22 protein-coding genes and 2 pseudogenes are annotated in these 22,290 nt (G+C 64.5%); 8 read left to right on the forward strand and 16 right to left on the reverse strand.

Annotated features, from left to right (window positions below; all coding sequences use genetic code 11):
* Positions 1 to 12: 12 nt before the first annotated feature.
* From QZ656_RS14400 to QZ656_RS14415, 4 genes are all read right to left on the reverse strand, one after another.
* Complete coding sequence (locus QZ656_RS14400) at positions 13 to 963, reverse strand: DUF2950 domain-containing protein (RefSeq protein ID WP_291994054.1); 951 nt, start codon at positions 961 to 963, stop codon at positions 13 to 15.
* 37 nt (positions 964 to 1,000) lie between these two features.
* Entirely contained in the window at positions 1,001 to 2,338 is a 1,338-nt protein-coding gene (locus tag QZ656_RS14405) for a DUF3300 domain-containing protein (protein WP_291994055.1), read from the reverse strand.
* A gap of 264 nt (positions 2,339 to 2,602) precedes the next feature.
* Positions 2,603 to 3,529 (reverse strand): arginase, encoded by a 927-nt coding sequence (rocF, locus tag QZ656_RS14410; protein WP_291994056.1) that lies wholly within the window; start codon positions 3,527 to 3,529, stop codon positions 2,603 to 2,605.
* 25 nt (positions 3,530 to 3,554) lie between these two features.
* Positions 3,555 to 4,661: an ornithine cyclodeaminase gene (locus QZ656_RS14415; RefSeq protein WP_291994057.1), complete on the reverse strand. Its 1,107-nt coding sequence runs from the start codon at positions 4,659 to 4,661 to the stop codon at positions 3,555 to 3,557.
* A gap of 132 nt (positions 4,662 to 4,793) precedes the next feature.
* Between QZ656_RS14415 and QZ656_RS14420 the strand changes: the two genes are divergently transcribed.
* A complete protein-coding gene (locus QZ656_RS14420; RefSeq protein WP_291994221.1) occupies positions 4,794 to 5,216 on the forward strand; it encodes an Lrp/AsnC family transcriptional regulator in 423 nt (140 codons plus the stop codon).
* A 72-nt stretch (positions 5,217 to 5,288) separates the two neighbouring features.
* Here the strand turns inward: QZ656_RS14420 and QZ656_RS14425 are convergent, their stop codons facing one another.
* The 7 genes and pseudogenes from QZ656_RS14425 to QZ656_RS14455 all read right to left on the reverse strand — a co-directional run bounded on the left by QZ656_RS14425 (position 5,289) and on the right by QZ656_RS14455 (position 11,274).
* Positions 5,289 to 6,074 carry an ATP-binding cassette domain-containing protein gene (locus tag QZ656_RS14425; protein WP_291994058.1) on the reverse strand — a complete coding sequence of 262 codons (786 nt, stop codon included), beginning with the start codon at positions 6,072 to 6,074 and terminating at the stop codon, positions 5,289 to 5,291.
* Positions 6,075 to 6,088: 14 nt separating this feature from the next.
* Entirely contained in the window at positions 6,089 to 6,829 is a 741-nt protein-coding gene (locus tag QZ656_RS14430) for an ABC transporter permease (RefSeq protein ID WP_291994059.1), read from the reverse strand.
* Between the two features lie 11 nt (positions 6,830 to 6,840).
* The gene (locus QZ656_RS14435; RefSeq protein WP_291994060.1) at positions 6,841 to 7,533 is read right to left on the reverse strand and encodes an ABC transporter permease; all 693 of its coding nucleotides are present in this window, start codon (positions 7,531 to 7,533) and stop codon (positions 6,841 to 6,843) included.
* A gap of 92 nt (positions 7,534 to 7,625) precedes the next feature.
* Positions 7,626 to 8,417: pseudogene (locus QZ656_RS14440) on the reverse strand (ABC transporter substrate-binding protein).
* A gap of 305 nt (positions 8,418 to 8,722) precedes the next feature.
* The gene (locus tag QZ656_RS14445; protein WP_291994061.1) at positions 8,723 to 9,370 is read right to left on the reverse strand and encodes a hypothetical protein; all 648 of its coding nucleotides are present in this window, start codon (positions 9,368 to 9,370) and stop codon (positions 8,723 to 8,725) included.
* Positions 9,367 to 10,284 (reverse strand): MlaD family protein, encoded by a 918-nt coding sequence (locus tag QZ656_RS14450; protein WP_291994062.1) that lies wholly within the window; start codon positions 10,282 to 10,284, stop codon positions 9,367 to 9,369. Before QZ656_RS14450 ends, QZ656_RS14445 begins: the two co-directional genes overlap by 4 nt.
* A 195-nt stretch (positions 10,285 to 10,479) precedes the next feature.
* On the reverse strand, positions 10,480 to 11,274 hold the full coding sequence (locus tag QZ656_RS14455; RefSeq protein WP_291994063.1) for an ABC transporter permease: 795 nt from the start codon (positions 11,272 to 11,274) through the stop codon (positions 10,480 to 10,482).
* A gap of 464 nt (positions 11,275 to 11,738) precedes the next feature.
* On the opposite strand from QZ656_RS14455, the gene QZ656_RS14460 reads away from it, so the two are divergent.
* Positions 11,739 to 12,431, forward strand: a complete 693-nt coding sequence (locus QZ656_RS14460; RefSeq protein ID WP_291994064.1) for a hypothetical protein — start codon at positions 11,739 to 11,741, stop codon at positions 12,429 to 12,431.
* 31 nt (positions 12,432 to 12,462) lie between these two features.
* On the opposite strand, the gene QZ656_RS14465 is transcribed toward QZ656_RS14460, so the two are convergent.
* From QZ656_RS14465 to QZ656_RS14475, 3 genes are all read right to left on the reverse strand, one after another.
* Positions 12,463 to 13,170: an exonuclease domain-containing protein gene (locus tag QZ656_RS14465; RefSeq protein WP_291994065.1), complete on the reverse strand. Its 708-nt coding sequence runs from the start codon at positions 13,168 to 13,170 to the stop codon at positions 12,463 to 12,465.
* Positions 13,167 to 15,029: a DUF294 nucleotidyltransferase-like domain-containing protein gene (locus QZ656_RS14470; protein WP_291994066.1), complete on the reverse strand. Its 1,863-nt coding sequence runs from the start codon at positions 15,027 to 15,029 to the stop codon at positions 13,167 to 13,169. Before QZ656_RS14470 ends, QZ656_RS14465 begins: the two co-directional genes overlap by 4 nt.
* 226 nt (positions 15,030 to 15,255) lie before the next feature.
* A complete protein-coding gene (locus tag QZ656_RS14475; protein ID WP_291994222.1) occupies positions 15,256 to 15,768 on the reverse strand; it encodes a GGDEF domain-containing protein in 513 nt (170 codons plus the stop codon).
* Here QZ656_RS14475 and QZ656_RS14480 point away from each other — a divergent pair.
* Positions 15,676 to 16,062, forward strand: coding sequence for a hypothetical protein (locus tag QZ656_RS14480; protein ID WP_291994231.1), 387 nt, complete (start codon positions 15,676 to 15,678; stop codon positions 16,060 to 16,062). The genes QZ656_RS14475 and QZ656_RS14480 overlap by 93 nt on opposite strands.
* A 247-nt stretch (positions 16,063 to 16,309) precedes the next feature.
* On the opposite strand, the gene QZ656_RS14485 is transcribed toward QZ656_RS14480, so the two are convergent.
* Positions 16,310 to 17,212: a LysR family transcriptional regulator gene (locus QZ656_RS14485; protein WP_291994067.1), complete on the reverse strand. Its 903-nt coding sequence runs from the start codon at positions 17,210 to 17,212 to the stop codon at positions 16,310 to 16,312.
* Positions 17,213 to 17,352: 140 nt separating this feature from the next.
* On the opposite strand from QZ656_RS14485, the gene QZ656_RS14490 reads away from it, so the two are divergent.
* From QZ656_RS14490 to QZ656_RS14500, 3 genes are all read left to right on the forward strand, one after another.
* The gene (locus QZ656_RS14490; protein WP_291994068.1) at positions 17,353 to 17,925 is read left to right on the forward strand and encodes a peroxidase-related enzyme; all 573 of its coding nucleotides are present in this window, start codon (positions 17,353 to 17,355) and stop codon (positions 17,923 to 17,925) included.
* Positions 17,926 to 17,995: 70 nt separating this feature from the next.
* Positions 17,996 to 19,609: a 2Fe-2S iron-sulfur cluster-binding protein gene (locus tag QZ656_RS14495; protein ID WP_291994069.1), complete on the forward strand. Its 1,614-nt coding sequence runs from the start codon at positions 17,996 to 17,998 to the stop codon at positions 19,607 to 19,609.
* Positions 19,610 to 19,696: 87 nt separating this feature from the next.
* Positions 19,697 to 20,302, forward strand: a complete 606-nt coding sequence (locus QZ656_RS14500) for a glutathione S-transferase (protein ID WP_291994070.1) — start codon at positions 19,697 to 19,699, stop codon at positions 20,300 to 20,302.
* A 19-nt stretch (positions 20,303 to 20,321) separates the two neighbouring features.
* Here the strand turns inward: QZ656_RS14500 and QZ656_RS14505 are convergent.
* Positions 20,322 to 20,624: pseudogene (locus QZ656_RS14505) on the reverse strand (sorbosone dehydrogenase family protein); the annotation flags it as partial.
* Between the two features lie 576 nt (positions 20,625 to 21,200).
* On the opposite strand from QZ656_RS14505, the gene QZ656_RS14515 reads away from it, so the two are divergent.
* Positions 21,201 to 21,827, forward strand: coding sequence for a nucleotidyltransferase domain-containing protein (locus tag QZ656_RS14515; RefSeq protein ID WP_291994071.1), 627 nt, complete (start codon positions 21,201 to 21,203; stop codon positions 21,825 to 21,827).
* Positions 21,769 to 22,200 (forward strand): hypothetical protein, encoded by a 432-nt coding sequence (locus QZ656_RS14520; RefSeq protein WP_291994072.1) that lies wholly within the window; start codon positions 21,769 to 21,771, stop codon positions 22,198 to 22,200. The genes QZ656_RS14515 and QZ656_RS14520 overlap by 59 nt, the downstream gene beginning before the upstream one ends.
* Positions 22,201 to 22,290: the final 90 nt, after the last annotated feature.

A 22,290-nucleotide genomic window follows, 5' to 3' on the forward strand; every position in this document is an offset into this window, starting at 1 on the left:
CAGCGGCGAGGGCTAATGCACGGCCGTCCAGCTGGCATCGGGATTGTAGCTACGCATCTTGAGCGCCGCCGTCGCGGTATTCTTGCCCAGGTCTTTCTGGTAGACCGTACCGTCGTGGTTGACGATGAAGGTCATGATTCCCGAGGCGTCGTAGCGGGCAGGATAGGCGAGAACCGCAAAGCCGCCGATCATCTTGTCGTCGACCAGATAGCTGTAGGCGCCGCCGGGCGCGTTCTTGCCCTCGGCGGTCAGCATCCGGTAGCGATAGCCGTGATAAGGCCTCGGCTCGACGTCCGTGGCTTTGCTGCCGGAGTAGCCCTCGCGCGCCGCATCGGCGACCAGCGGTCCCAGCGGGCTGGGCGGCTGACCTTCCTCGACGGGCCAGTACAGCCCATCCCGGTGGCCCTTGCTCGACAAGAAACGACGCGCGTAGTCGTTGTAGCCGTTGCCGTCCATATCGTCAGCGGCGTACTCACGTTGCGCATCGACGATCGCCAGCAGCGTCTGGATGGTGTCAAGCTCATTGCGGCCGATGCGCCGGTTGGTAATCTCCTCGCGGCCGGCTTCGGCATCGAATACCCAGCCGTCGCTGCGGTGCACCAGAGGTGCCGGGAAAGACCAGTCGCTGTCGCCGACCAGCAGCTCGGCCTGGCCATTCGGGGTCTCGCTGATGCTGTGCTTCTGATCGTAGGCGGCGAGGAATTTCTTCCAGTCCTCGCGGTCGGCGACGCCGTCGCCGCTGAACAGCCAGCGCCGCGAGTTCGGGCCGACGACCGCCAGTAGCGCTTCCGGATCTTCGGTGCGGACGGCTTCGGCGAGCGCCGTGGCGGCGTCGGCAGGGCTTGCAAAAGTACTGTGAACGACCTTCTGCGCAGGCGCTGTCGCTGGCGCGGCGAGCGTTGGGGCGGCTGTCGCGAACATCAGGGCGACCGCCAGCGTCTTCATCGTGTGCTTGAGTTTCATCGTCTTGTTCTCCGCTGAAATGGGGGGGCAGGGCGCTCTAGCGACCACGGCCGCCACCGCCACGACCACCGCCACCGCCACCACGATGACCGCCGCCACCACCGCCGCGGTTGCTCATCTGGGCGCGGCTGGCGTTGCCGCGCTGGCTGGCTTCGCGCGTCGAGCGGCCATTGCCGGCACCGGAGAAAGCACCGCCGCCTGCTCGACTGCTGGCATTGTTGCGCGCCGTGTCCATACGGTTGCCGGCATTCGCTCTGGCGCCACCGCTGTCGATGCGCTGGCCGGCATTCGCCCTGGCGCCGCCGTCCATGCGCTGGCCGGCGTTCGCCCGTCCTGCACCGGCGGCGACGGCCTTGTCGCGGGTCGCCGCGCTGGCGCCGCGATTGGCGTTGCGGGCGCGATCGTTCAGCTCGCCGCGGTCCATTCCCTTGAGGTCCGAGCGGCCGCTGTCGGCGCGGCCGCGGAAATTCTCGCGCGCCTGCGCTGCCGAGGCGTTGCCGCCGCGATTGTACTGGCGCGCGACGTTCTGGTCGCGATAGGCGACGCCGCGCCGGTGGTTCACGTTGTGGTTCCAGTTGTTGTTGCTGATCCGCGTGCGGTTGAACGAGTTGTAACGATTGACGTTGACGTTGACGCTGCTGCGCCCCCAACCCCAGTTGCACGCTCCCCAGATCGCCGCGCCGACGAGAACGCCGGTGGCGAAGACCAGGCCGGGCGGATAGACGTAGGCTGGCGGATACATGTAGTAGGGCGGCGTCGGATACCACCAGCTGCCGTAGACCACGCTCGGGTTGTAGGTCGGAACGTAGACCACCTCGGGCTTCGGCGACTCGACGACGTAAATCGTCTGACTGCCCTGCGTCTCGGTTTTCACCACCTGCTGGTCGCTCGACTTGAGGTTGCCGGTGGCGTCGGCGCGGGCGCGCAAGGCCTGCACGGTGTCCATCACCGCCTGCTGCTGGGCGAGGAAGGCATCACCGAGTTTCTGCGTCCAGCTGAGGTTGTCGTTCATCTGCTTGAGCACTTCCGGCACCGAAGTCAGCGACTTGACCGCCGGGTCCCATTGCTGCCTGCTCATCGCGTCCTCAAACGCCGTGCCGTTGAGCCTGGCGTTGGCTTTCGACCAGCGCGCCGCTTCAACGACTTCCAGCGGATACGTCGAGGCCATCAGGATCTGCGCCAGCAGCGCGTCGGGATAGAGCGCAATCGGCGCCAGCAGCCGGTCGAGGTCCTCCTGCGAGAAGGTCTGCGGCGCCGGAGCTGCCGACGCCGCTTGCGGCGCCGCCGTCGCCGGGGATTGCTGCGCCATCGTCGGTGACACCGCGAGCAGCAGTGCCGAAAGCAGCGCACACGACCGGGAATATTTTGAGTTCATCGAGAATCCTCGGATACAAAACAATGATTTACGAGAGAATCGACAAGGGCCAGTGGCGATCTCACGCGGCCAGCGTTCGAGCGACCAGGGGCGATTACTTCGCCAGCATATCCGCTGCACGGCTAGCTTGCCAGGTTTACCTTGCTGGCGATCGTCAAGCGGCCCTTCGCCAAGGCTCCACTATTCTCGCGGCGGCGCGCCGGACTTCGTTTGCGCAAGCGGCCGCCATCGCCGCGATCCAGGCAGCGGCCTGCCGGCCAAGACTTACTGGTGCATGCGCATCAGCGTGCTCTTGCCGAAGAGGCTCTCGACGAGGTCCACGGCCAATTCTGCCGTCATGTTGCGCAGGTCCAGAGCGGGGTTGAGTTCGACGATGTCGAGCGAACCCAGCCGGCCGGTATCGGCGATCATTTCCATGCACAGTTGTGCCTCGCGGTAGGTCGGGCCGCCGCGTACCGTGGTCGCCACGCCCGGCGCGATTTCCGGATCGAGGAAATCGACGTCGAGGCTGACGTGCAAGTGCGTTTCCGAATCGACGCCGGCGAGCGCCTGCTCCATCGTTTGGCGCATGCCGACCTCGTCAACGTAGCGCATGTCGAAAACTTCGATGCCGAGTTCGGCGAGGAAGCGCTTTTCGCCTTCGTCGACGCTACGAATGCCGATCTGGCGGAATTCGTGCGGCGACATCGCCGGTACGTGACCGCCGATTTCTATCAGCGGCGTTGGGCCGTGCCCGCACAGGCAAGCTCCCGGCATGCCATGGATGTTGCCGCTGGGGGTCATCGTCGCGGTGTTGAAGTCGGCGTGTGCGTCGAACCACAACACCCGCAGGGTCCGCCCGCTGTCGCGGCAATGGCGCGCGACGGCGCTGATCGAACCGATCGCCAGGCAGTGGTCGCCGCCGAGCATGATCGGCAGGCGCCCGTCCTGCAGTTCGCCATGCACCGCCTGGTGCACGCTGCGGTTCCAGGCGACGACTTCACGCATGTTGCGAAAACCATCGACCGCCGGCAAGTCAGGGTTGGCCGGGCCGCTGAGGTTGCCGCAATCCCTGACCTCGACACCAAACTGGGCGATCGCCCTGGCGATGCCGGCGACGCGCAGCGCCTCCGGCCCCATGCGGGCGCCCGGCGTTCCGGCACCGACGTCGGTGGGAACGCCGATCAGGCTGACGGCAAGAGTGCTCGGCACAGGCTGCAATCTCCTCGTTGATGAATCAGGCGGCCGCCGCGAGTGCGGCCAGCAGCTGTCCCTGGGCACCGCGATGTTCGGCGAGGAAGCCGAAGAGGTTTTTCGGGTTGGCCAGGTTCGGAATCAGCGAGATAGTTTCCGTCATTTTGAGTTCGGCCGCCACATCGCGCATGTAGCGCAGCGCCGAGTAGTCTTCGAGCGCGAAGCCGACGGAATCGTAGATCGTCACCTGCTCGGCGCTGTGGCGACCGCGCACGCTGCCGGCGAGGACGCGCCAGATTTCGGTGACCGGGAAGTCAGCAGGCATCTGCTGCATGTCGCCTTCGATACGCGACTGCGGCTCGAACTCGCAGAATACCGGTCCCATGCGCAGCACGTCGGCGTGCAACTCGGTCTTGCCCGGGCAATCGCCGCCGACGCCGTTGATGTGCATGCCGGCTTCGATCATGTCCGGCGTCAGGATCGTCGCGTTGCTCTTGTCGGCGGTGACCGTGGTGACGATGTCGCAGCCCTTGACGGCGCTGCGGGCGTCACTGAAGCGCTTGCCGTGCAGGCCGATGCCGGCGAGGTTGGCGAGCAGCTTGTCGGTGGCGCCGGCGTCGATGTCGAAGAGATGGAAGGTCTCGATGCCGAGCAGGCGATGGAAGGCCAGCGCCTGAAACTCGCTCTGCGCACCATTGCCGATCAAGGCCATGCTCCTGCTGTCCGGACGCGCCAGGGCACGCGCCGCGACGGCCGACATTGCCGCCGTGCGTATCGCCGTGGTGATCGTCAGTTCGCTGACCAGCAGCGGCACACCGCTGGCGACGTCGGCGAGCACGCCGAAGGCCATCACCGTCGGCAGCTGCTGGCGGTAGTTCGCCGGGTGGCCGTTGACGTACTTGAAGGCATAGGTCGTGGCGTCGGCCACCGGCATTAGTTCGATGACGCCGACGGCGGAGTGATTGGCGACGCGGGCGCACTTGTCGAAATCGTTCCAGCGCCGGAAATCCTCTTCGATATAGGCCGCGACACCGGCGATGCATGCGCCGAGTCCCTTCTTGTTGATGACCTCGGCGACGCGTTCGGCGCTGAGAAATTGCGTGCTGACGCGTCTGCCAGCGTCGTGCTTGAGTGGGCTGTTCTGCGACATGCTGGTCTCCTCTTTTATGTATTGCGATGAGGCCATAGTGAAGCAAGTCGGTGTCAAACAGAATCGTCAATCCTGTATCAATTTTGTCAGAATATTGGCAAAGTGAACGATCAAACTGACGAATTGACCAATATGGATGCGCTTGACCAGCAACTGATCAGCCTCTTGCGCGGCGACGCTCGTCTCACCGTCGCTGCCCTGGCGCACCGCCTCAAGGTCGCACGCGGCACCGTCACCAACCGCATCACGCGTCTCGAAGACGACGGCGTGATCGTCGGCTACACGGTTCGCTTGCGGCCCGACGCGCGACCGAACGAGATTCACGCGTGGATGAGCATTGCCGTCGAAGGCAACGAAACGCGGGCGGTGATCGCCAGCCTCCTCGGCGAACCCGGCGTCGCCGAGATCCACGATACCAACGGTCGCTGGGACCTGCTCGCCGGCCTGCGCGCCGCCAATTTGTCGGAGCTGTCGTCGGTGCTCGAGCGCGTCCGTTTGATCAAGGGGATTCAGAGTACCGAGACGAGCATTCACCTGCAGACGTATCGCGGCTGATGGCCTGGTGGATCACCTGCGTTCTGCCGCGCGGGCCCGCTTCGCTGCGTGCTGGCGCGGTCGCCGTGGCGACTACTTGAGGTTGCCCGACAGGAATTGCTGCAGACGTTCGCTGCTTGGCTTGGTCAACACTTCGCGCGGGTCGCCTTCTTCCTCGACGCGACCCTGATGGACGAAAATGACGTGGTTCGCGACTTCGCGCGCAAAGGCCATTTCGTGCGTGACGACGAGCATGGTGCGGCCCTCGTCGGCGATCGAGCGCATCACCTTGAGGACTTCGCCAACCAGCTCCGGGTCGAGTGCCGATGTGGGTTCGTCAAACAACAGCGCCTCGGGTTCCATCGCCAGAGCGCGCGCGATCGCCACGCGCTGTTGTTGGCCACCCGACATGTGTGCCGGATAGGTGTCGCGGAATTGCCAGACGCCGACGCGTTCGAGATAGCGTTCGGCCCGTTCCATCGCCTCTTTTTTGGGCAGGCCAAGGACGTGTATCGGCGCTTCGATGACGTTTTGCAGGACCGTCATGTGGCTCCAGAGATTGAAGTGCTGGAAGACCATCGACAGCCGCGTGCGAATTTTCTGCAGCTGCTTCGGGTCGGCCACCTGCAGCGCATCCTGGTTGCTGCCCGGAAGCAGCTTGACCTCTTCACCGCCGACGATGATCCGTCCCGAGGTCGGCAACTCAAGGAAGTTGATGCAGCGCAGCCAAGTGCTCTTGCCGGAACCCGAAGAGTCGATGATGCTGATCACGTCGCCCGAATTGGCGGTCAGCGACACGCCTTTGAGTACTTCGTTGTCGCCGTACTGCTTGTGCAGGTTTTCGACGCGGAGGAGTTCCTTGCTCGCCTTGTGGGCCATGGCAGTCTTTCTGATCAGTCTTCTTGGGCGCTGGCGCTGCCGTTGCGACGCGGCTGCAGATGCGCCAGCCAGCGGTATTCGGCGAGTCGGAACAGCCCGACCAGGATGAAGGTCACCGCCAGGTAGAGCAGTCCGGCAAAAATGAACGCTTCGAAAGGCGCGTAATGGCGCGAATAGACGTTGCGGGCCGCGCCGGTCAGGTCGACCAGTGTCACCGCGCTGGCAATCGCCGAGCCTTGCAGCATCAGAATCACTTCGTTGCTCAGCGGTGGCAGCGCCCGCCGCAGGGCCGACGGCAGAATGATTCTGCGCAGCGCCGTGGCGCGCGTCATGCCCATTGCCGTGGCGGCCTCGACTTCGCCGTGCGGCGTGTTGCGGATCGCGCCGGCAAACATTTCGAGCTGGTAGGCGCAGGTGTTCAGGGTGAACGCCAACAGGGCGCAGAAATAGGCGTCGCGGAACAGTAGCCAGAAGGCGTTGCCGGTTTCCCACATGCCCTGTATCCATTCGCTCTGACCGATGCCGTAGTAGATCAGCAGCAACTGGACGAGCATCGGCGTGCCGCGGAAGAAGTAGGTGTAGGCGCGCACCGGCGCGCTCACCCAGGAGTTCTTCGACACGCGCGCGATCGCCAGCGGCACGGCGACGACAAAACCGACGACGAGGGCGATCGCCGTCAGATGCAGCGTCATCCACAGGCCGCGCCAGAATTCGGGCAGGCTGCCGGTAACGACGGTCAGATCAAACCATTCCATGCGTCGCTCCTCTAGACGTTCGCTTCCCGGACGCCGACGTTGTAGCGGCGTTCGAGCTTTTGCATCAGGGCATTCGAGACGCTGGTCATCGCCAGGTAGAGAGCGCAGACGGCGAGATAGAAAATGAACGGCTGATGCGTCGTGCGGCCCGCCTGGTCGGCCAGCCAGGTCATGTCCGAGAGGCCGATCATCGAGACGATGGCGGTGCTCTTCAGCAGCACCAGCCAGTTGTTACCGATACCCGGCAGTGCGTAGCGCAGCATCTGCGGGAAAAGGATGCGCCAGAAAGCCTGCCAGCTGCTCATCCCGTAGGCGCGGCCGGCTTCCATCTGGCCCGCCGGTACGGCTTGAAACGCGCCACGAAAGGTTTCGGTGAAGTACGCGCCAAAAATCAAGCCGATGGTCAACACGCCGGCGACAAAGGCATTCAGCTCGATCATTTCCCATTCGAAATAGTCGCTGACCTGATTGATCAGGACCTGCCCGCCATAAAAGACCAAGAGCATCATCACCAGGTCGGGGACGCCGCGCGCGACGGTGGTATAGAAGGCTGTCCACCAGCGCAGCGGTGCGATCTTCGACAGCTTGCAGGCGGCGCCGATCAGGCCCGTGCTGATGGCCAGCAGCAGCGACAGGATGGCCACCTTGAGGGTGATCCAGGCGCCGGCCAGCAAGCTCGGTGAGTATTCGATCAGGGCATCCATGGGCGGCTACTTTCTCGGGTTGCGCGCGCGGCCGGGTCAGCAAACGCCAGCCGCGTCGGCGGCCGGCGTAGCGAGGCGAGGAGTTACAGGAATTACTGGCCGTAGATGTCCATCGGGAAGTACTTCTTGCGGATTTCGTCGTAGGTGCCATTGGCCCGGATCGCGGCGAGCGCCTTGTTGAGTTGCTCCTTGAGGTCCTTGTCCTTCTTGCGGATGGCGATACCGATGCCTTCGCCGATGACCGCACGCTCCTCGGCGTTCTTGCCGAAGTACTGGTCGCCGGCGACGCTGTAGCCGGCGCCTTCGGGCTTGGTCAGGAAACCGCCGTAGGCTTCTCAGTAGTCGGCAAAGGTGCCATCGACGCGGCCCGACTTGAGGTCCAGGTAGGCTTCATCCTGTTTGCCGTAGCGAACAACTTCGACACCCTTGCCATCCCAGTACTTGGTCGCGAAGTGGTCGGAAACCGTGCCGCGCTGAACAGCGATCTTCTTGCCCTTGAGAGTGGCGAGGTCAGGCCGCAGCGGCGAGCCGTCCTTGGCGATCAGGACCACCGGTGACGCGTAGTACTTGTTGGTGAAGTCGACCTTGGCTTTTCTTTCTGCGGTGATCGACATCGAGGCGACGATGGCGTCGAACTTGCGTGCCATCAAGGCCGGGATCATGCCGTCCCACTCCTGCTTCACCCAGCTGCATTTGGCTTTCATCTCGGCGCACAGGGCATTGCCGATATCAATATCGAAGCCCTTCAAGGCGCCGTCGCCGGAGACTTCATTGAACGGCGGGTAGGCACCTTCGGATGCCATGCGGATGTCCTTCCAGTCCTTGGCCGAAACAGCGAAAGACGAGAGCGCCAGGAGCGCCGACAGCAGTAGAGCTTTTTTCATTCTTTTACTCCTCCAGAGTTGAGACACGCAAATGGTGGCCAGAAAGCCAGTCTTGATGAACGGATTTCTTCGCGCATAGTACAACGCTTCAGAGACGCTGCAACGAAGATCAAGACCCGGCCAGGAAATGCGAAACGCTTGTCAGCCAGGAGCTTCGTGCCGAGAGGTCGCGACCAATCTTGCCAAACGCACCTGCTCGACGGCACCCGTGCGCGCGACGACAGCTGACGCGGTCGATCGCCGACGCCGCGGGCCGGTGCCGCTGCGCCTTGTCACCGCCTTGCCATCGTCTCGTCGCCGCCTCGCTAACGCTCACCGCCAACGAGTTCAATCCGCCGCCGCAGGCTCGCCGCCAGCTCATCCTGGCTGGCGCTGGCGGCGCGTTTTTCCTGGACTCCCAGCCAGGCCAGCAGCGGCCGCCGCCAGCCTTGTGCCGAGGCGGTGTCGACCGCCGTCTGGATGTCGGCGGCGTTCAGTTGCCCCCTTTCGAGGCGTACGCCGGCGGCAATCAGGCGCGGCAGGGGCTCTTCGATAGTGCTCAGGGCGTCGCCGCCGCGCAGGCTGCGATACTGGGGCGGCAGCAGCGCCGGATCGGTCGGCCGATTGGCGAGGAAGGCGGCGTAGGCGTCTTCGGCGGGGCCGGCGTCCTGCGCCAGTGCGGCGTAGCCGGGGCAGCCGTCGAACTCGACGCTGGCGACGCGGACAGCGCAGCGGACGAGTTCGGCGCGGGCGACCAGGTCGAAGCGGCCGGTGCGCGCGAGTTCGGCGCGAGCGCGGCTGAATTCGGCGTCGGCAACGCGGCGCTTGCCGTTCAGGTACGCCGCCGTGAACGCCTCCAGCGAGGCGTGCGCGCCGGTCTGCCAGGCGGGCGGCAGTGGTCCGCCAGCGCAGCTGGCGAGGAGCAAGGCGGCGATCGATGGCGCGCCGACGGCAAGCAGCGAGCGGCGGGTCATGGCAGCTTGATCTCGGTGTCGCGGGCGAACGGCCATTTGCGGTCAAGCGCGTCGATCAGCCGGCCGCTTTTGCGCAGGCTGGCGTCGACCTCGCTGCGCAGCGCGTCCAGGTCGGCTGTCGCGGTGCGCGTGCTGGCGGCAATGGCCTGCGCATCGAGCAGTAGCGCGTCGACCTTCTTCAGGTTCTCGCGGGCGTCGCGCAGCAGGCCGTGCAGTTGCCTGATCGCGGCCTTCGATTCGTCCATCACGCCACCCTTGCCGAAGACGCGGACGTCGGTCTTGTCCAGCAGGGTGTTGGCGTGGTCGAGCGTGCTGATCAGCTTCCTGGCGTTTTCGTCACTGCCGAGCACGCCGGCGATGGCGCCGTACGGACCCTGCATCCGCTGGGTGACCGACTGCACGTCGCGCAGTGCGCCGTTTAGCGGCGAGTCCTCCGCCGAGAGCCGTTCGAGGTTTTCGAGCACGGCGCGCATGCTCGCCATGAGCTGCGGGATCTGCTCGCCGAGGTCGCCGCGCAACACTACCCGTTCGGCGCCGTCGGGCAGCGGCGGGTCGGCGAGATTGGTCGAGAAGGCACGGATCTTGATGTCGCCGACCAGGCTACGTTCCATGGTGAACACGCTCGAGCTGCGCAGCCAGTGCGCATCCTGTTGGCTGACATCGACGACGATGCGGACATTGCCGTCCGCTGCCAGCTCGGCACGGCGCACGCGGCCGATCGGAAAGCCCGAGAAGGTCAGGTCCATACCGGTCTTGACGCCCTCCGAGTTGTCGGCGATCAGTACCAGGCGCTGGGTTTCCTCGAAGACGCCACGCGCGCTCATCACGTAGACGATGAAGGCGCCGATCAGCGCGATGGTCAGGGCGACCAGCGCGGCGGCCTTGAATTCGGCGTAGCGGACAGTTGTCGGCACAGGTGTCGTCTCGGGTATCAGCTGGCGGTTTCCCAGGGCAGGGGGCTTGGCGTCAAAGGCTCGTTGGTAGAATTAATGTGAAAGTCGCGCAAGCGACTCACAAAGCTCCCTTCTCCCCTCGCGGTGGAAGGGTTGGGGAAGAGGGGGAACGGCCATGACTTTCATGATCTGGGGTATCTCGACAGGTCATGACCGTTAGTAGAATTCTGCCGTCAGCGCCAGCATTTCGATCGCTATGAGCACCATGAACAGGCGTGGCGGGCGTTGCCTAAGCACCGCGTCGCGACCGCCGCCGCCGCGCGCGCTAGCGGCGCTGGCGAGCGCGGGAATGGTCGCCACGGCGACGGCAAAGAACAGCGTTTTCAGCGCCAGCGACAGCGTGACGACGGGGTCGAAGACCTGCCCGACGGTACGCGTGAAGGCGGCCACGCCCCAGGGCGTCACGCCATAGACGCCGACGTAGGCCAGCAGCATGGCGAGGGTGCCGCCGAAGGCGATCAGCGCGACGACGGTCAGGGTGTCGGCGAGCACGCGCGGCAGGATCAAAAGCCGGGCGGCTTCGAGCCGCGCGGCCAGCGTATCGACCGGCAAGCCGAGGGCGCCTGGTAGGGCGTTGTCCTCGCTCGCTGCGCCAGTGTCGGTGCGCAGTGCGACGTACAGTGCGGCGGACAGTGGCAGCAGTTCGACGACGAGCACGCGCACGACCATGCCAAGGGCAAACTGCGAAAGGCCGTAACTCTGCGCGGTGACGACGACGATATGCACGAGAACCAGGCTGAACAGCGCCGCAAGAAGAATGAACAAGGGTATCGTCTGGGCAGCCGTCCGGCAGATCCGGTTGGCCACCGCGCGCCGGATGGCTGGCGAATAAGTGGACGGGGAGAGCGCCGCCGCGAAGAGCAGCGCGCCGGCATGGATCAATTTCCCCCAGCCCGAAATCAGACCATAGGGGCTGGGCCTGGACGGGGCGGTATGGTGCGTCAGGTTCATGAGACGATGATAGCAGCTTGCCGACCGCGTCGCGGCGGCCGCGCGCCCGCGAGCAGTGGCGGGCGAAGGCTGTGTTGGCGCGACAAAGGCGGCACGCACCCACACCGTCGCTCGCGCTGCGTGGCCTCGTATGTTTGATGCAGCGTGCCACGCTGCACGAGTGCGCCAGAACCTGATGGCCGCCGCTGGGACTCCTTGCCGGGCTGCTTCGCGATTGACACCTCTCGACGGTGGCTCATATACTCGCTGCGGTTCGCTTGGCGGTCCGGTTGGTTTCTGCGGGCGTCGGCCTTGCCCGCGCCATGTGTGCTGTGCCCACGGCGCGACCAGGCCAGGCCGCCGAGCATCGATGATCGCCCGCTTGAACTGTCGCCGTCTGACCTCGCCGAGCGTTCCCTGTAGCCGCGCCATAGGCGGTGAACGTCGTACGCTTACCGCTTCACCACACAAGAAATCAATAGTGAATGTTCGGACGATCCAAACCCGTTGTCTTTGATCGCTATGCCTCACGCCAGCCGCGCCGCTTGCTTCCGAACTGGCTGTGGGTGCTGCTCTGCGGTGTAGCGATCGGCGCTGGCGCGCTGTTCTACGTGCTGGAGAATCTCATGCCGCCGCGCTTGTCGGCCGACGCGACCATTCGCCTGCGCGAGGCTTTCGATTCGGCAACGCAGGAGCGTTCGCGTCTCGCCACTGAACTGGCGCAGACCAGGAAGGAGCTCGAAGAGACGCTGGCCAGGAACGAGCGCGTCTCTGAGGAACTCAAGGTCAGCCAGCGCAACCTTGGCGTCCAGCACGACGATGTCGAGGCCTTGCTGGCGGCTCTGCCGGCTGACCCGCGTGGCGGCGTTGTCGAGATTCGCGCCGTGCGTTTCGCGGTCGACGGCGATGCGCTTGGCTATGACATGGTCTTCGCCAGCGACCGCGCGCAAAGCGCCCCTTTGGCCGGCGTAATGGAATTGCACGTCGCCGGCAAGACCGCCGGCGGCACCGAGACGACGGTGTCGCTCGATCCCGTCGCGGTCAAGGTCGGCCAGTACGCGATCGTCCACGGCAGCGTGCCGATGCCCGGCGGCTTCGCCCCGCGCCAGGTGACCATCCGCGTTCTCGATCGTCTCGGCGGCAAGCTGTACGGCATGCGCGTGATCAACGTGAAGTAGTTTCTCGGGCTGGGGGAAGCCGGCGGCGTGCTCAGGCGGCGAAGCGGCTGGCGCTTGGTGATAGCCAGGATTTCAGCGGTGTCGCGCCTGGCGCGTCGGCCTGTTGCGCGAGGAACAGTTCTGCTGCCGAGAGCGCGTCGCTCAGCGCGTTGTGCGCCCGGTAGCGCGGCAAACCGTATTTTTCACGCAGCGCATGCAGACGCAAGCTGCCGCGTCTGGGGATCTGCTGCCGACGCTGCTGCTTGCGGATGGCGATCTGCAGCGTGTCGACCGCCGGGATGACGATGCGGCCGCCATAGAGTCGCTCGCAGGCGCGACCGACAAAGTCAAGCTCGGTCTCGACCCGGTGGGCAATCAGCACGCGCCCGGCGAGTGCCTGGAGCAGTTCGGCCAAGGCCTGTTCAAGGCGGCAGCCACGATCGGCTTCGTCGTCGGTAATGTGGTGAATCACCGCCGACGTCGGGCTGATCGCGGCGCGCAAGCGAACGACACGATGTTGCGCAGTCGCCAGGTCAATTCTCTTGCCGTTCACGGCAACCCAGCCGAAGCTGACGATTTCATCGTGCTCCGGGTCGCCGCCGGTGGTTTCGAGATCGAGCGCCAGATAGGCGACTTCGCCGCTGGCGGACTCTTTTGCCGGAAAAGGCGTCGCCAGGTAGTCGCGCAAGGGACCGGCTGGCGCTTTGGCCAGTAGCCGGCGGCGGCGAAAATCAGCTCCCAGAAAGCGCTCGAAAATCATTGGCTGCGATGTGCGGCGTAACGTTGCGCCAACACGTCCTGCATCCTGCCGACGACCTTGAACGCTTGCTTCAGGTAGTTCTTCTCGAGCGCGGTGAGCGAGCGTGGCGAGATGAAGTTGTCGGGCGTGCTGCCGCCGCGGATTTGCTCGACCTGATGGCGAAGACGCAGACTGCCAAAGTATTCGAAGGCTTCCTCGAGTTCCTGGGCGCTGGCGGCGGCAAGCCCCGGCGAACCGCCGGCCGCGCGCAAGCGCGCCAGCGTGCCGATCTCGGCGTGGCCGCCGGCCAGCGCGTGGATGCGCGCGAGATCGGTGATCGGGATCAGGCCGCCGCGCTTGATATCGAAAGCGTCGGCGTGATCACCGTCGGCGATTAGCGTGAAGTTGCGAAAGAAACCCAGGGGCGGCTTGTTTTTCAGGGTATTGGCGACCATGCGGGCAAGAAATGCGTCGTGGCGGGAACAGTAGGCGTTGATCGCGGCATGCAAGGGTGTCAACAGCGCCGCCTCGCCGAAGACCGTGCGCATGTCGAGGAAATTCGCCGCGAGCATCGCCGCCATCGTGTCCGCCTGCCGTATCCAGCCGCGAAATGCCTGGATCCAGCCGCTTTGCGGCTTTCGCCAGGCCGCGTTACTGGCCATCACCTTGCCCGGGCAATAGCGGTAGCCGCAGGCATTGAGGCCATCATTGACGTGCTGCGCAAGGGCTGCGAAATACGCGCCATGCTGTTGCTCGACGAAGCGGTCATCGAGGATCAAGGCGTTGTCCTGATCGGAATGCACGCTCTGCTCGTGGCGGCCCTGCGAGCCGCAGGCGACCCAGGCGAAAGGGACCGGCGCTGGCCCGAGCTGCCATTGTGTGATTTCGATCAGGCGGATGGTGATCGCGTCGTTCACCGACGAAACCGCCTGTCCGAGCTGGCTCGGTGTGGCGCCGTTGGCTTGCATTCGCACCTGCAGTTCAGGCAGTTCGGCGCTGGCGCGGACCAGATCGCCCAGCGCCTCGGACTTGCGCACCAGTCCGGCGAGGTAGACCGTATTGGCACTTTGCCAGCGCATCAGGTCGGTGCTCGACAGCAGTCCGCGCAGACCGGCGGCGTCGACCACCGGCAAGTGATGGATGCCCTTGTGCGTCATCAGCATCAGTGCTTCGAAGGCGGCGCTTTCCGGGCCGATGCTGGCGACATCGCTGCTCATGATGCGGGCGATCGGCGTCGCGGAGTCGACCCCGGCGGCCAGGCAGCGGGCGCGCAGGTCGCGATCGGTCACGATGCCGCAGAGTTTCCCGGCATCGACCAGCAGCAGCGCCGAAACGCGCTCTGCGGTCATGATCTCGGCGGCTTGCCGAATCGACAGCGACGGCGCGCCGCACACCGGCTGGCGTTCGACAAAGGCGCCGACTGCTAGCGTCAGCAGGCTCGAGCGCACCTGCGAAGCGGGCTCCAGCGCGCCGCGGCCGAGCCGCAGACGCTCGGCGGCGCTGCGCACAAAATACTCGTCGAGCGTTGCGTGTTCGCGGCGCAAGGCGCGCAGCGTGGCGCAGGGCAGCAGGTAGACGAGAGTGTCCTCGATCGCCGTGCCGATGCTCGATTCACCCTCGGCAAGGCAATCGACGGCGCACAGATCGCCCTCGCAGAGCGTGTCGAGCAGCGCACCGGCGCTGCTCCGGCGTTCGACCGCGCCCTTGCGGACGAGGTAGAGACAGGGCTGCGTTTCATCGGCCGGCGGGAAACGACTGCCACGCCGCAGGTAGCGTACCGAGAGCATTTTTGGTAGCGCGTTAAGCAAATTGGCGTCGAGTGTGGAAAAAGGGGGGTATTCGGCGAGGAAATCCCGAACCTCGACAAGTTCCACGTCCATCAAGGCTCCCCGTTCAACGCGTTCAACGCGAGGTCAAGCAACACGCTTCGCCTCCCGCACGCGAGCCCGCACGCCGCGGCCGCGTCAGCTTGCGCGATGGCTTACTGTGAAAGTTGCGCGTACGCGACTCACGAAACTCCCGTCTCCCCTTGCGAGAGAAGGGCCAGGGGAAGAGGGAAACGGTCATGACTTTCATGGTCTGGGGTGTCTCGACCTGTCATGACCGTTAGCCGCCACCAGCTTCGCTGGCGTATTCCTCGAAAAAAATGTTGTTCTTGCCCGAGTTCTTGACCTTGTACATCAGGCCGTCGGCGTAGCGCAGCGCATCGTCGGGATTGGCCCTGGCATGGTGGAACACGGCGACGCCGATGCTGAAGCCAACGGGCCAGCTGTTCGTACCCGCAAGCTTGACAAGACTTTCGTGCAACTCGGTAAAGAACGTTCGGGCGCCGGCCAGGTCGGTTTCTGGAAGCAGCACGGCGAACTCGTCACCGCCGAGGCGGCTGCCAAGGTCGGAGGCGCGCAGTCGTTTGCTTAGCGCGCTCGCGACTGCTTTCAGAACCTCATCGCCGACAGCGTGGCCGAAGCTATCATTGACGCCCTTGAAGCCATCCAGGTCCAGATAGCCGAGAGCCAACGGCCGGCCATGCCGTTTGGCCAGCATGAAGATCGCGTCGCATCTTTGTCGGAAGGTGCGAGCGTTCAAAAGGCCGGTGAGGCCATCCTCCTGGGCAAGCAATTCCTGAAAATCGAGGGCGCCGCGGAGGCGATCGAGAAGGTAAGCGATGATGACAAAATAGCCAAGCCGGACGCTGGCATTCCAGAACGGTATGGCGGGATGGCTGAACGGGTGCTCCGAGGCAAAATCGACCGCCAGCCAGGTGATGGCGGAAACGATGCAGACAAGAAAGCCGAAGCGCCTACCGACGTACCATGTGCCGACGCCAACGGGAATCGTGTAGAAGATCGAAATGGACAGTTCATAGCTGGTCGCGAGGTCGCAGGCGCCGACTATCGCGACGAGCAGGAATGAAAATGCCCGTAGCTGCCACGGTGACAGCAGCGCTAGCAATCGAGTTAGTGCTTTCGGCATGGCAACAGCCCTGATCGAAGGCCTGATAGTGCGACACGTGTCCGCGGTCGTCCGCAGATTTGCGGACGCCGCGACTTACCGTCGTCCAATGTACAGCGAAACGGCGTGGACGTCGTCTCTGGCGGGCTTTCTGCAGCCCTTTGTTCCGCTGACTTCAGCGACCGGCCAAATTCAGCAAGCCCCCCGGTCAGCCCGCATCACCAAGCCCCAGCCGCAACTTCGGTGCGGCGAAATCGATGAATGCGCGCACGTTCGGCGACAGCAGCCGCGCTTGCGGGTAGACGATGTGCGCCGGTGTGCGCTGGGTGTGCTGGTCGGCGAGAACCTCGAGCAGCGTACCGGCGCGCAGTTCGTCGCGGACGTGGTAGTCAAAGAACTGCCCCCAGCCCAGCCCCTGCACACAGGCCTGCACGGCGGCGTCGATCTGGTTGGTCGTCAGCACGCTGTGCACGGCTAGCCGTAGCGCCTTGTGGTCGTCGCGGATCTCCCACTCGCCGGGCGACACCAGCCCGGTGAAACTGACGCAAGGCGCGCCGGCCAGATCAGCAGGGGTCTGCGGCGCACCGCGGCGCGCGAGCAAGGCCGCGCTGCCGACGATCAGGCGGCGCGTGTGGCCGATCGGCACGGCGACCATTGACGAATCGGGTAGCGGCGCCAGCCGCACCGCGAGATCGATGCCTTCTTCGAGCAGATCGGTCAGTCGGTCGAGCAACAGCAGTTCGATATGCATCTGCGGCTGTGCGGCCAGGAAGTCGATGACCACCGGCGTCACGAAGCGGCGGCCGAAGGGCACCGAAGCGGTGATTCGCAGCTTGCCGCGCGGCTCGACGCGGCGTGCGCTCAGACTCGCCTGCGCGTCGTCGACCGCCGCCAGAATGGCGCGGCAACGTGCGCAGTATTCGCGGCCTTCGTCGGTCAGCGCCATGCGTCGCGTCGTGCGGTTCAACAGCCTGACGCCGACTTCGCGTTCGAGCGCTGCCAGCGTGCGGACCATCGACGGCTGCGAGACCGCGAGCGCTTCCGCAGCCGCGGTCAGGCTGCCGGAATCGACAATCTTCACAAACGCCTGCATCGCTGAGAGCATGTCCATAGGGTCAAATATTACTGCGCAATCTGCAGCAATCAAATCGCTTTTGCGCCATTTATCTGTGCTTTCCAAGCGATCAAGATAGCCATCGTCGCTACTGCAGCGACACCCGAACCCCAAGCAATCACGAAAGGAAATTCATCATGGCACGCGTTCAAGTCATCGATCCAAAGACCGCCAGCGGCGAAACCCGCGAATTGCTCGATGCCGTCCAGGCGCAGCTCGGCGTCACGCCCAACTTCATCCGCGTCCTGGCCAACTCGCCGAAGGCGCTGCAAGGCTTCCTCGGGCTGTACGGAGCGCTCGGCGAGGCGAGCATCGACAAGGCGACGCAGGAACGCATCGCGCTGGCGATTGCCGAGGGCAACGCTTGCCAGTATTGTGTCTCGGCGCATACCGCCATTGGGCGCCACGCTGGCCTCTCAAACGACGAGATGCTGCTCAATCGGCAGGGCAGCTCGGACGACGCCAGGGCCGCCGCGACTGTTGCCTTCGCGCAGGCGCTGAACGCCAACCTGGGCGAGGTCAGCAGCGCCGAATTCGCCGCCGCACGGAGCAGTGGGCTGAGTGACGCCGAGATCGTCGAGGTCATCGCGGTCGTGGCGATCAACATTTTCACCAATATTCTCGGCAAGGCGACGCGCGTCGAGATCGACTTTCCGAAGGTCGAGTTGTGGCGTGATTCGCGGCGCGAATCGCGCAGCGCCGCCGCCTAGAAAATCGTCGGCCGCTTCGCTTGCTGGCGCGCCGGCCCTCGCGCTGCTGCCAATGTCACCGGAGACGATCATGGCTCGTGCCTTTAGCGAAATCGCTTTCACCGCCGGCGTACGCGCCTTCCAGACGCGCATGGGAAGTCGGCAAAACTACGCCGCGCTCGACCATACCGACGAGCGCGGCGACACGCTCGGCGCGTCCGAGGCCAGGTTCATCGCCGCGCGCGATGGTTTTTACCAGGCCAGCGTTGGCGAGAACGGCTGGCCCTATGTGCAATTTCGCGGCGGGCCGGCTGGTTTCCTGCGCGTGCTCGATCAGCGGACGATCGCCTACGCCGATTTTCGCGGCAACGTGCAATACATCAGCGCCGGCAACATCGCAGCCGATGGTCGCGTGGCGCTGATCCTGATCAACTATGCGAAGCGAAGCCGCCTGAAAATATGGGGTCGCGCGACGCTGGTGGACGAGGCCGACGATCCGGCGCTGATCGCACGTCTGGAGGACGGCAACTATCGCGCGCGCGTCGAACGCGCGGTGCTGATCAGCGTCGAGGCTTTCGACTGGAACTGCCCGCAGCACATCACGCCGCGCTTTAGCGAAGCCGAGATCGGCCAACGCCTGCAAGCACAGCACGCCGAGATCGCGCAACTGCAGCAACAACTTGCACAACGCGAGCGCGATCAGCCTGTGCCGGCTAAGCACGGCGAAACGCTGCCGCTGGCCTTGGGAAATGGCCCACTGGCATTGGTCGTCAGCGGCATTCGGCAGCTGACGCCGCGGGTGCGCGCCTACGAGCTGCGCGCGCCCGACGGCGTTGATTTGCCGAAGGTTGGCGCTGGCGCGCATCTCGACGTGCCGCTGCGCCTGCCGGGTCGTGGCCAGGAAACACGTCGCTATTCGATCAGCTCCAACCCGGCGCGCCGCGACGCCTTTGAAATTGCCGTGCTGCGCGAGGACGCGGGCAGCGGCGGCTCGCTGGCCATCCATGCCAGCTGGCAGCTTGGCCTGCAGCTCTTCTGCCAGCTGCCCGGCAACGACTTCGCGGTGCACGACGAGCAGCGGCCTGCGGTATTGATTGCTGGCGGTATCGGCATCACGCCGATCAAGGCGATGGCCCTGCAACTACAGGCCCGGAAGAACCCGTTCGCGCTGCACTACGCCGGCCGCTCGGCGAGCGAAATGGCCTACCGCGATCGCCTCGAGCGGCAGTTCGGCGCGCAGCTCAGAACCTACGCCGGCGATCGCGGCCAACGCCTGGACGTGCCGGGCGTGTTCGCCGCGGCGCCCACCGACGCGCTGTTCTACGTCTGTGGCCCGGCGCGACTGCTTGACACTGCGCGCGACGCCGCAGCGACGCACGGCATCGCCGCCGATCGACTGCGCTTCGAGCGTTTCCACGTGCCCGCGCGGCCCGACGATCGGCCGGTACAGGTAGTGCTGCGCGGCAGCGGCCGCACCCTCGCGGTCGCTGCCGGACAGAGCATCCTCGACGCCGTGCAGGCGGCGGGGATCGCCGCGGCAGCGGGCTGTCGTAGCGGCAACTGCGGGAGCTGCGCGGTCAAGGTGCTGGCAGGCACTCCCGATCACCGCGACAGTGCGCTCAGCGATCGTCAGCGCGACAGCGCCGGCCTGATGTGCATTTGCGTCTCGCGGGCAAAGTCGGAAACCTTGACGCTTGACCTCTAGGCGCATGCGCCGAAAATACGCAAGCAGCGGCCAGTCCATCGATCAGCTTGAACTGTTTGATAAACGCCTCAACTCAGGAGAAAAGCCATGCTTCGCCTCTACCAATTCGCCCTCTCGGGTAACTGTCACAAAGTGCGTTTGATGTTGTCGCTGCTCGGCGTCGAACACGAGCTGCTTGACCTGGTTGGCGCGCAGCGCGAGCACAAGGCCGCAGAATTTCTCGCTCTCAATCCGTTTGGCCAGGTGCCGGTGCTCGTCGACGGTGACAAGGTCATCCGCGACAGCCAGGCGATCCTCGTTTATCTGGCCCGCCGGGCCGGCGAAACGACCTGGCTGCCGGGCGATGCGGCGGCTCTGGCCGCGGTCGTCGCCTGGCTGTCGACCGCGGCCAACGAAGTCGCGCACGGTCCGAACCTGCTCCGCCTGCACTTCAAGTTCGCCCGCCAGATCGACGTTGCGGCCGCCCAAGCCGTCACCGAAACTCTGCTGCAGGTCATGCAGGCTCGCCTCGCCGAGCACTCGTGGTTGGCCAGCGCGGCGCCGACGGTCGCCGATATCGCGGTCTATCCCTACCTTGCCCTCGCTCCCGAGGCGCACGTCGATCTGGCCGCTTATCCGGCGGTGAGCGACTGGCTGGCGCGCGTGCGTGCGCTGCCCGGCTACGTTGGCATGCCCGGCATGCTCAGCGGTTGAGTCCACGAGTGGCAGCCGTTCAGCGGCGATAGCTGATGCGATAGATCGCACCCGCGTGGTCGTCGGCGACCAGCAGCGAGCTATCGGGTAATACCAGCACGTCGGCGGGGCGCCCCCAGACGCTTTCGCCACCTTGCTCATCGAGCCAGCCGCTGGCGAAAGTTTCATAGGCGACCGCCCTGCTGCCTTGCACTCGCACCAGCGTTAGCCGGTAGCCGATCTTCCGCGAACGGTTCCACGAGCCGTGCTCGGCGATGAAGATCTGGTTGCGGTACTCGGGCGGGAATATCGTTCCGGTGTAGAAGCGCATTCCCAGCACCGCGCTGGGCATGCGTGTCGGCTTGCTCGGCGGTGTCGGTGATCGAATCCCACACGTTTCTGAAAGTCTCGGACTTGATCATTGGGCGCCTCTTGTCAGTTCGGTGAGTCGTATACGCAAGCCCGCTACGCGCGACCGAAAGACCCCTTGATCAACGAGACGGTCAAATACTGCGGCTTGTCAGGGAGGGCAACAGCCCCTGCTTCCCTAGCAGGGCGGCGATCATCCGCTCTTCGCAACTCTGCGCTCGCTGCCGTTCCTCGACCATGCGTTCCTGCTGATGTTCGGCCAGGTCGACTGCTGGAGATCCGCGAGCTGATCGTGCATCCGAACTACATTGTCTTCTTCCGGCTTCTGGACGAGGCGCGCACGGTGCAGGTTCTGCGTCTAAAGCACGGCGCGCATCAAGTGCCTTGACCTGCGCCATGGGCGCGCAGCGAAAGGTGGGTGAATGGCGAGAGGATCGTCGGCAAGCAAGTTACCCGCAAGCATGGGAACAAGAGTTTCGCTCAGTGTAAGTGTGGCGCGCTGATCCCCAGATCGGGTACCATAGTACCCATTATGCGGAATAAAGACTCGGTGTCGATTTCAGATGTGCTTTTCTCTGGAGGCCAGCAGCGGGTGCTTGGGCTGTTGTTTGGCCAACCGGATCGGTCTTTCTACGCCAACGAAATTGCAAAACTTGCCTTGACCGGGCGCGGCGCGCTGCAGCGTGAACTGGAACGAATGACAGCCTCCGGTCTGATCACCATGACACCCATCGGCCGACAGAAACACTACCAGGCCAACCGAAATTCCCCGATCTTCACGGAACTCCGAGGGATTGTCGTCAAGACCTTCGGGCTGGCCAGTGTCTTACGTGCCGCCTTGTCCGAGTTTGCCGATCTTGTTCGTTGCGCCTTCATCTATGGTTCCGTGGCCAAGGGCACGGATACTGCGGCGAGCGACATCGACGTCATGGTCATCGCCGGGGGCTTGAGCTACAGTCATCTCTTCGAGGCTCTGGCAAAGGCCGAGGAGGTGCTGGGTCGCAAGGTGAACCCAAGCATCTACGCCGCAGAAGATTTCTCAAAGAAGCTACGTGGCGACAACCACTTCCTTACCCGCATAGTCCAGCAACCAAAGATCATGCTCATCGGCGACGACAATGACATCCCGACGGGAAACTCTGCAGAACCTGGCGAAGATCGGCAAGCTCAAGGCTGAGCCCCCGGATCAGGCCGAGTTCGACGGACTGCTCCGATCAGCCAGGAATCGGCTGCCGGACGCGCAGAACCCTGGACTGAACCCAGAAAGCCGCTTCAGCCTGGCCTACGACGCAGCACACAGCCTCGCTTTGGCGGCCCTGCGCTGGCATGGGTATCGATCGGAGAGCCGCTATATCGTTATCCAGATTCTGGGCAGCACCGTGTCCTTGCCGGTAGCCAAGTGGCGTTTCCTGGACAACTGCCACCAGAAGCGTAACCGTGCTCTCTACGATGGCGAGTATGAGGAAGACGAGCCCTTGATCCGGGAACTGATTGCGGTTGCCAAGGAACTTCAGGCTGCGGTGGAGGCGCTGGGCCCAGTCGACGCCTGATTGTTACTGTCATGTCCCTCGTTAGCAAGGTTTGCTTGCTGCTCTCGGAATCGATTTCCTTTCTCCTGGCAGCGGTATCGCCGCGTTCCC

It is taken from the genome of Candidatus Accumulibacter sp. ACC003, from assembly GCF_907163085.1.
Taxonomy (GTDB): Bacteria; Pseudomonadota; Gammaproteobacteria; order Burkholderiales; family Rhodocyclaceae; genus Accumulibacter.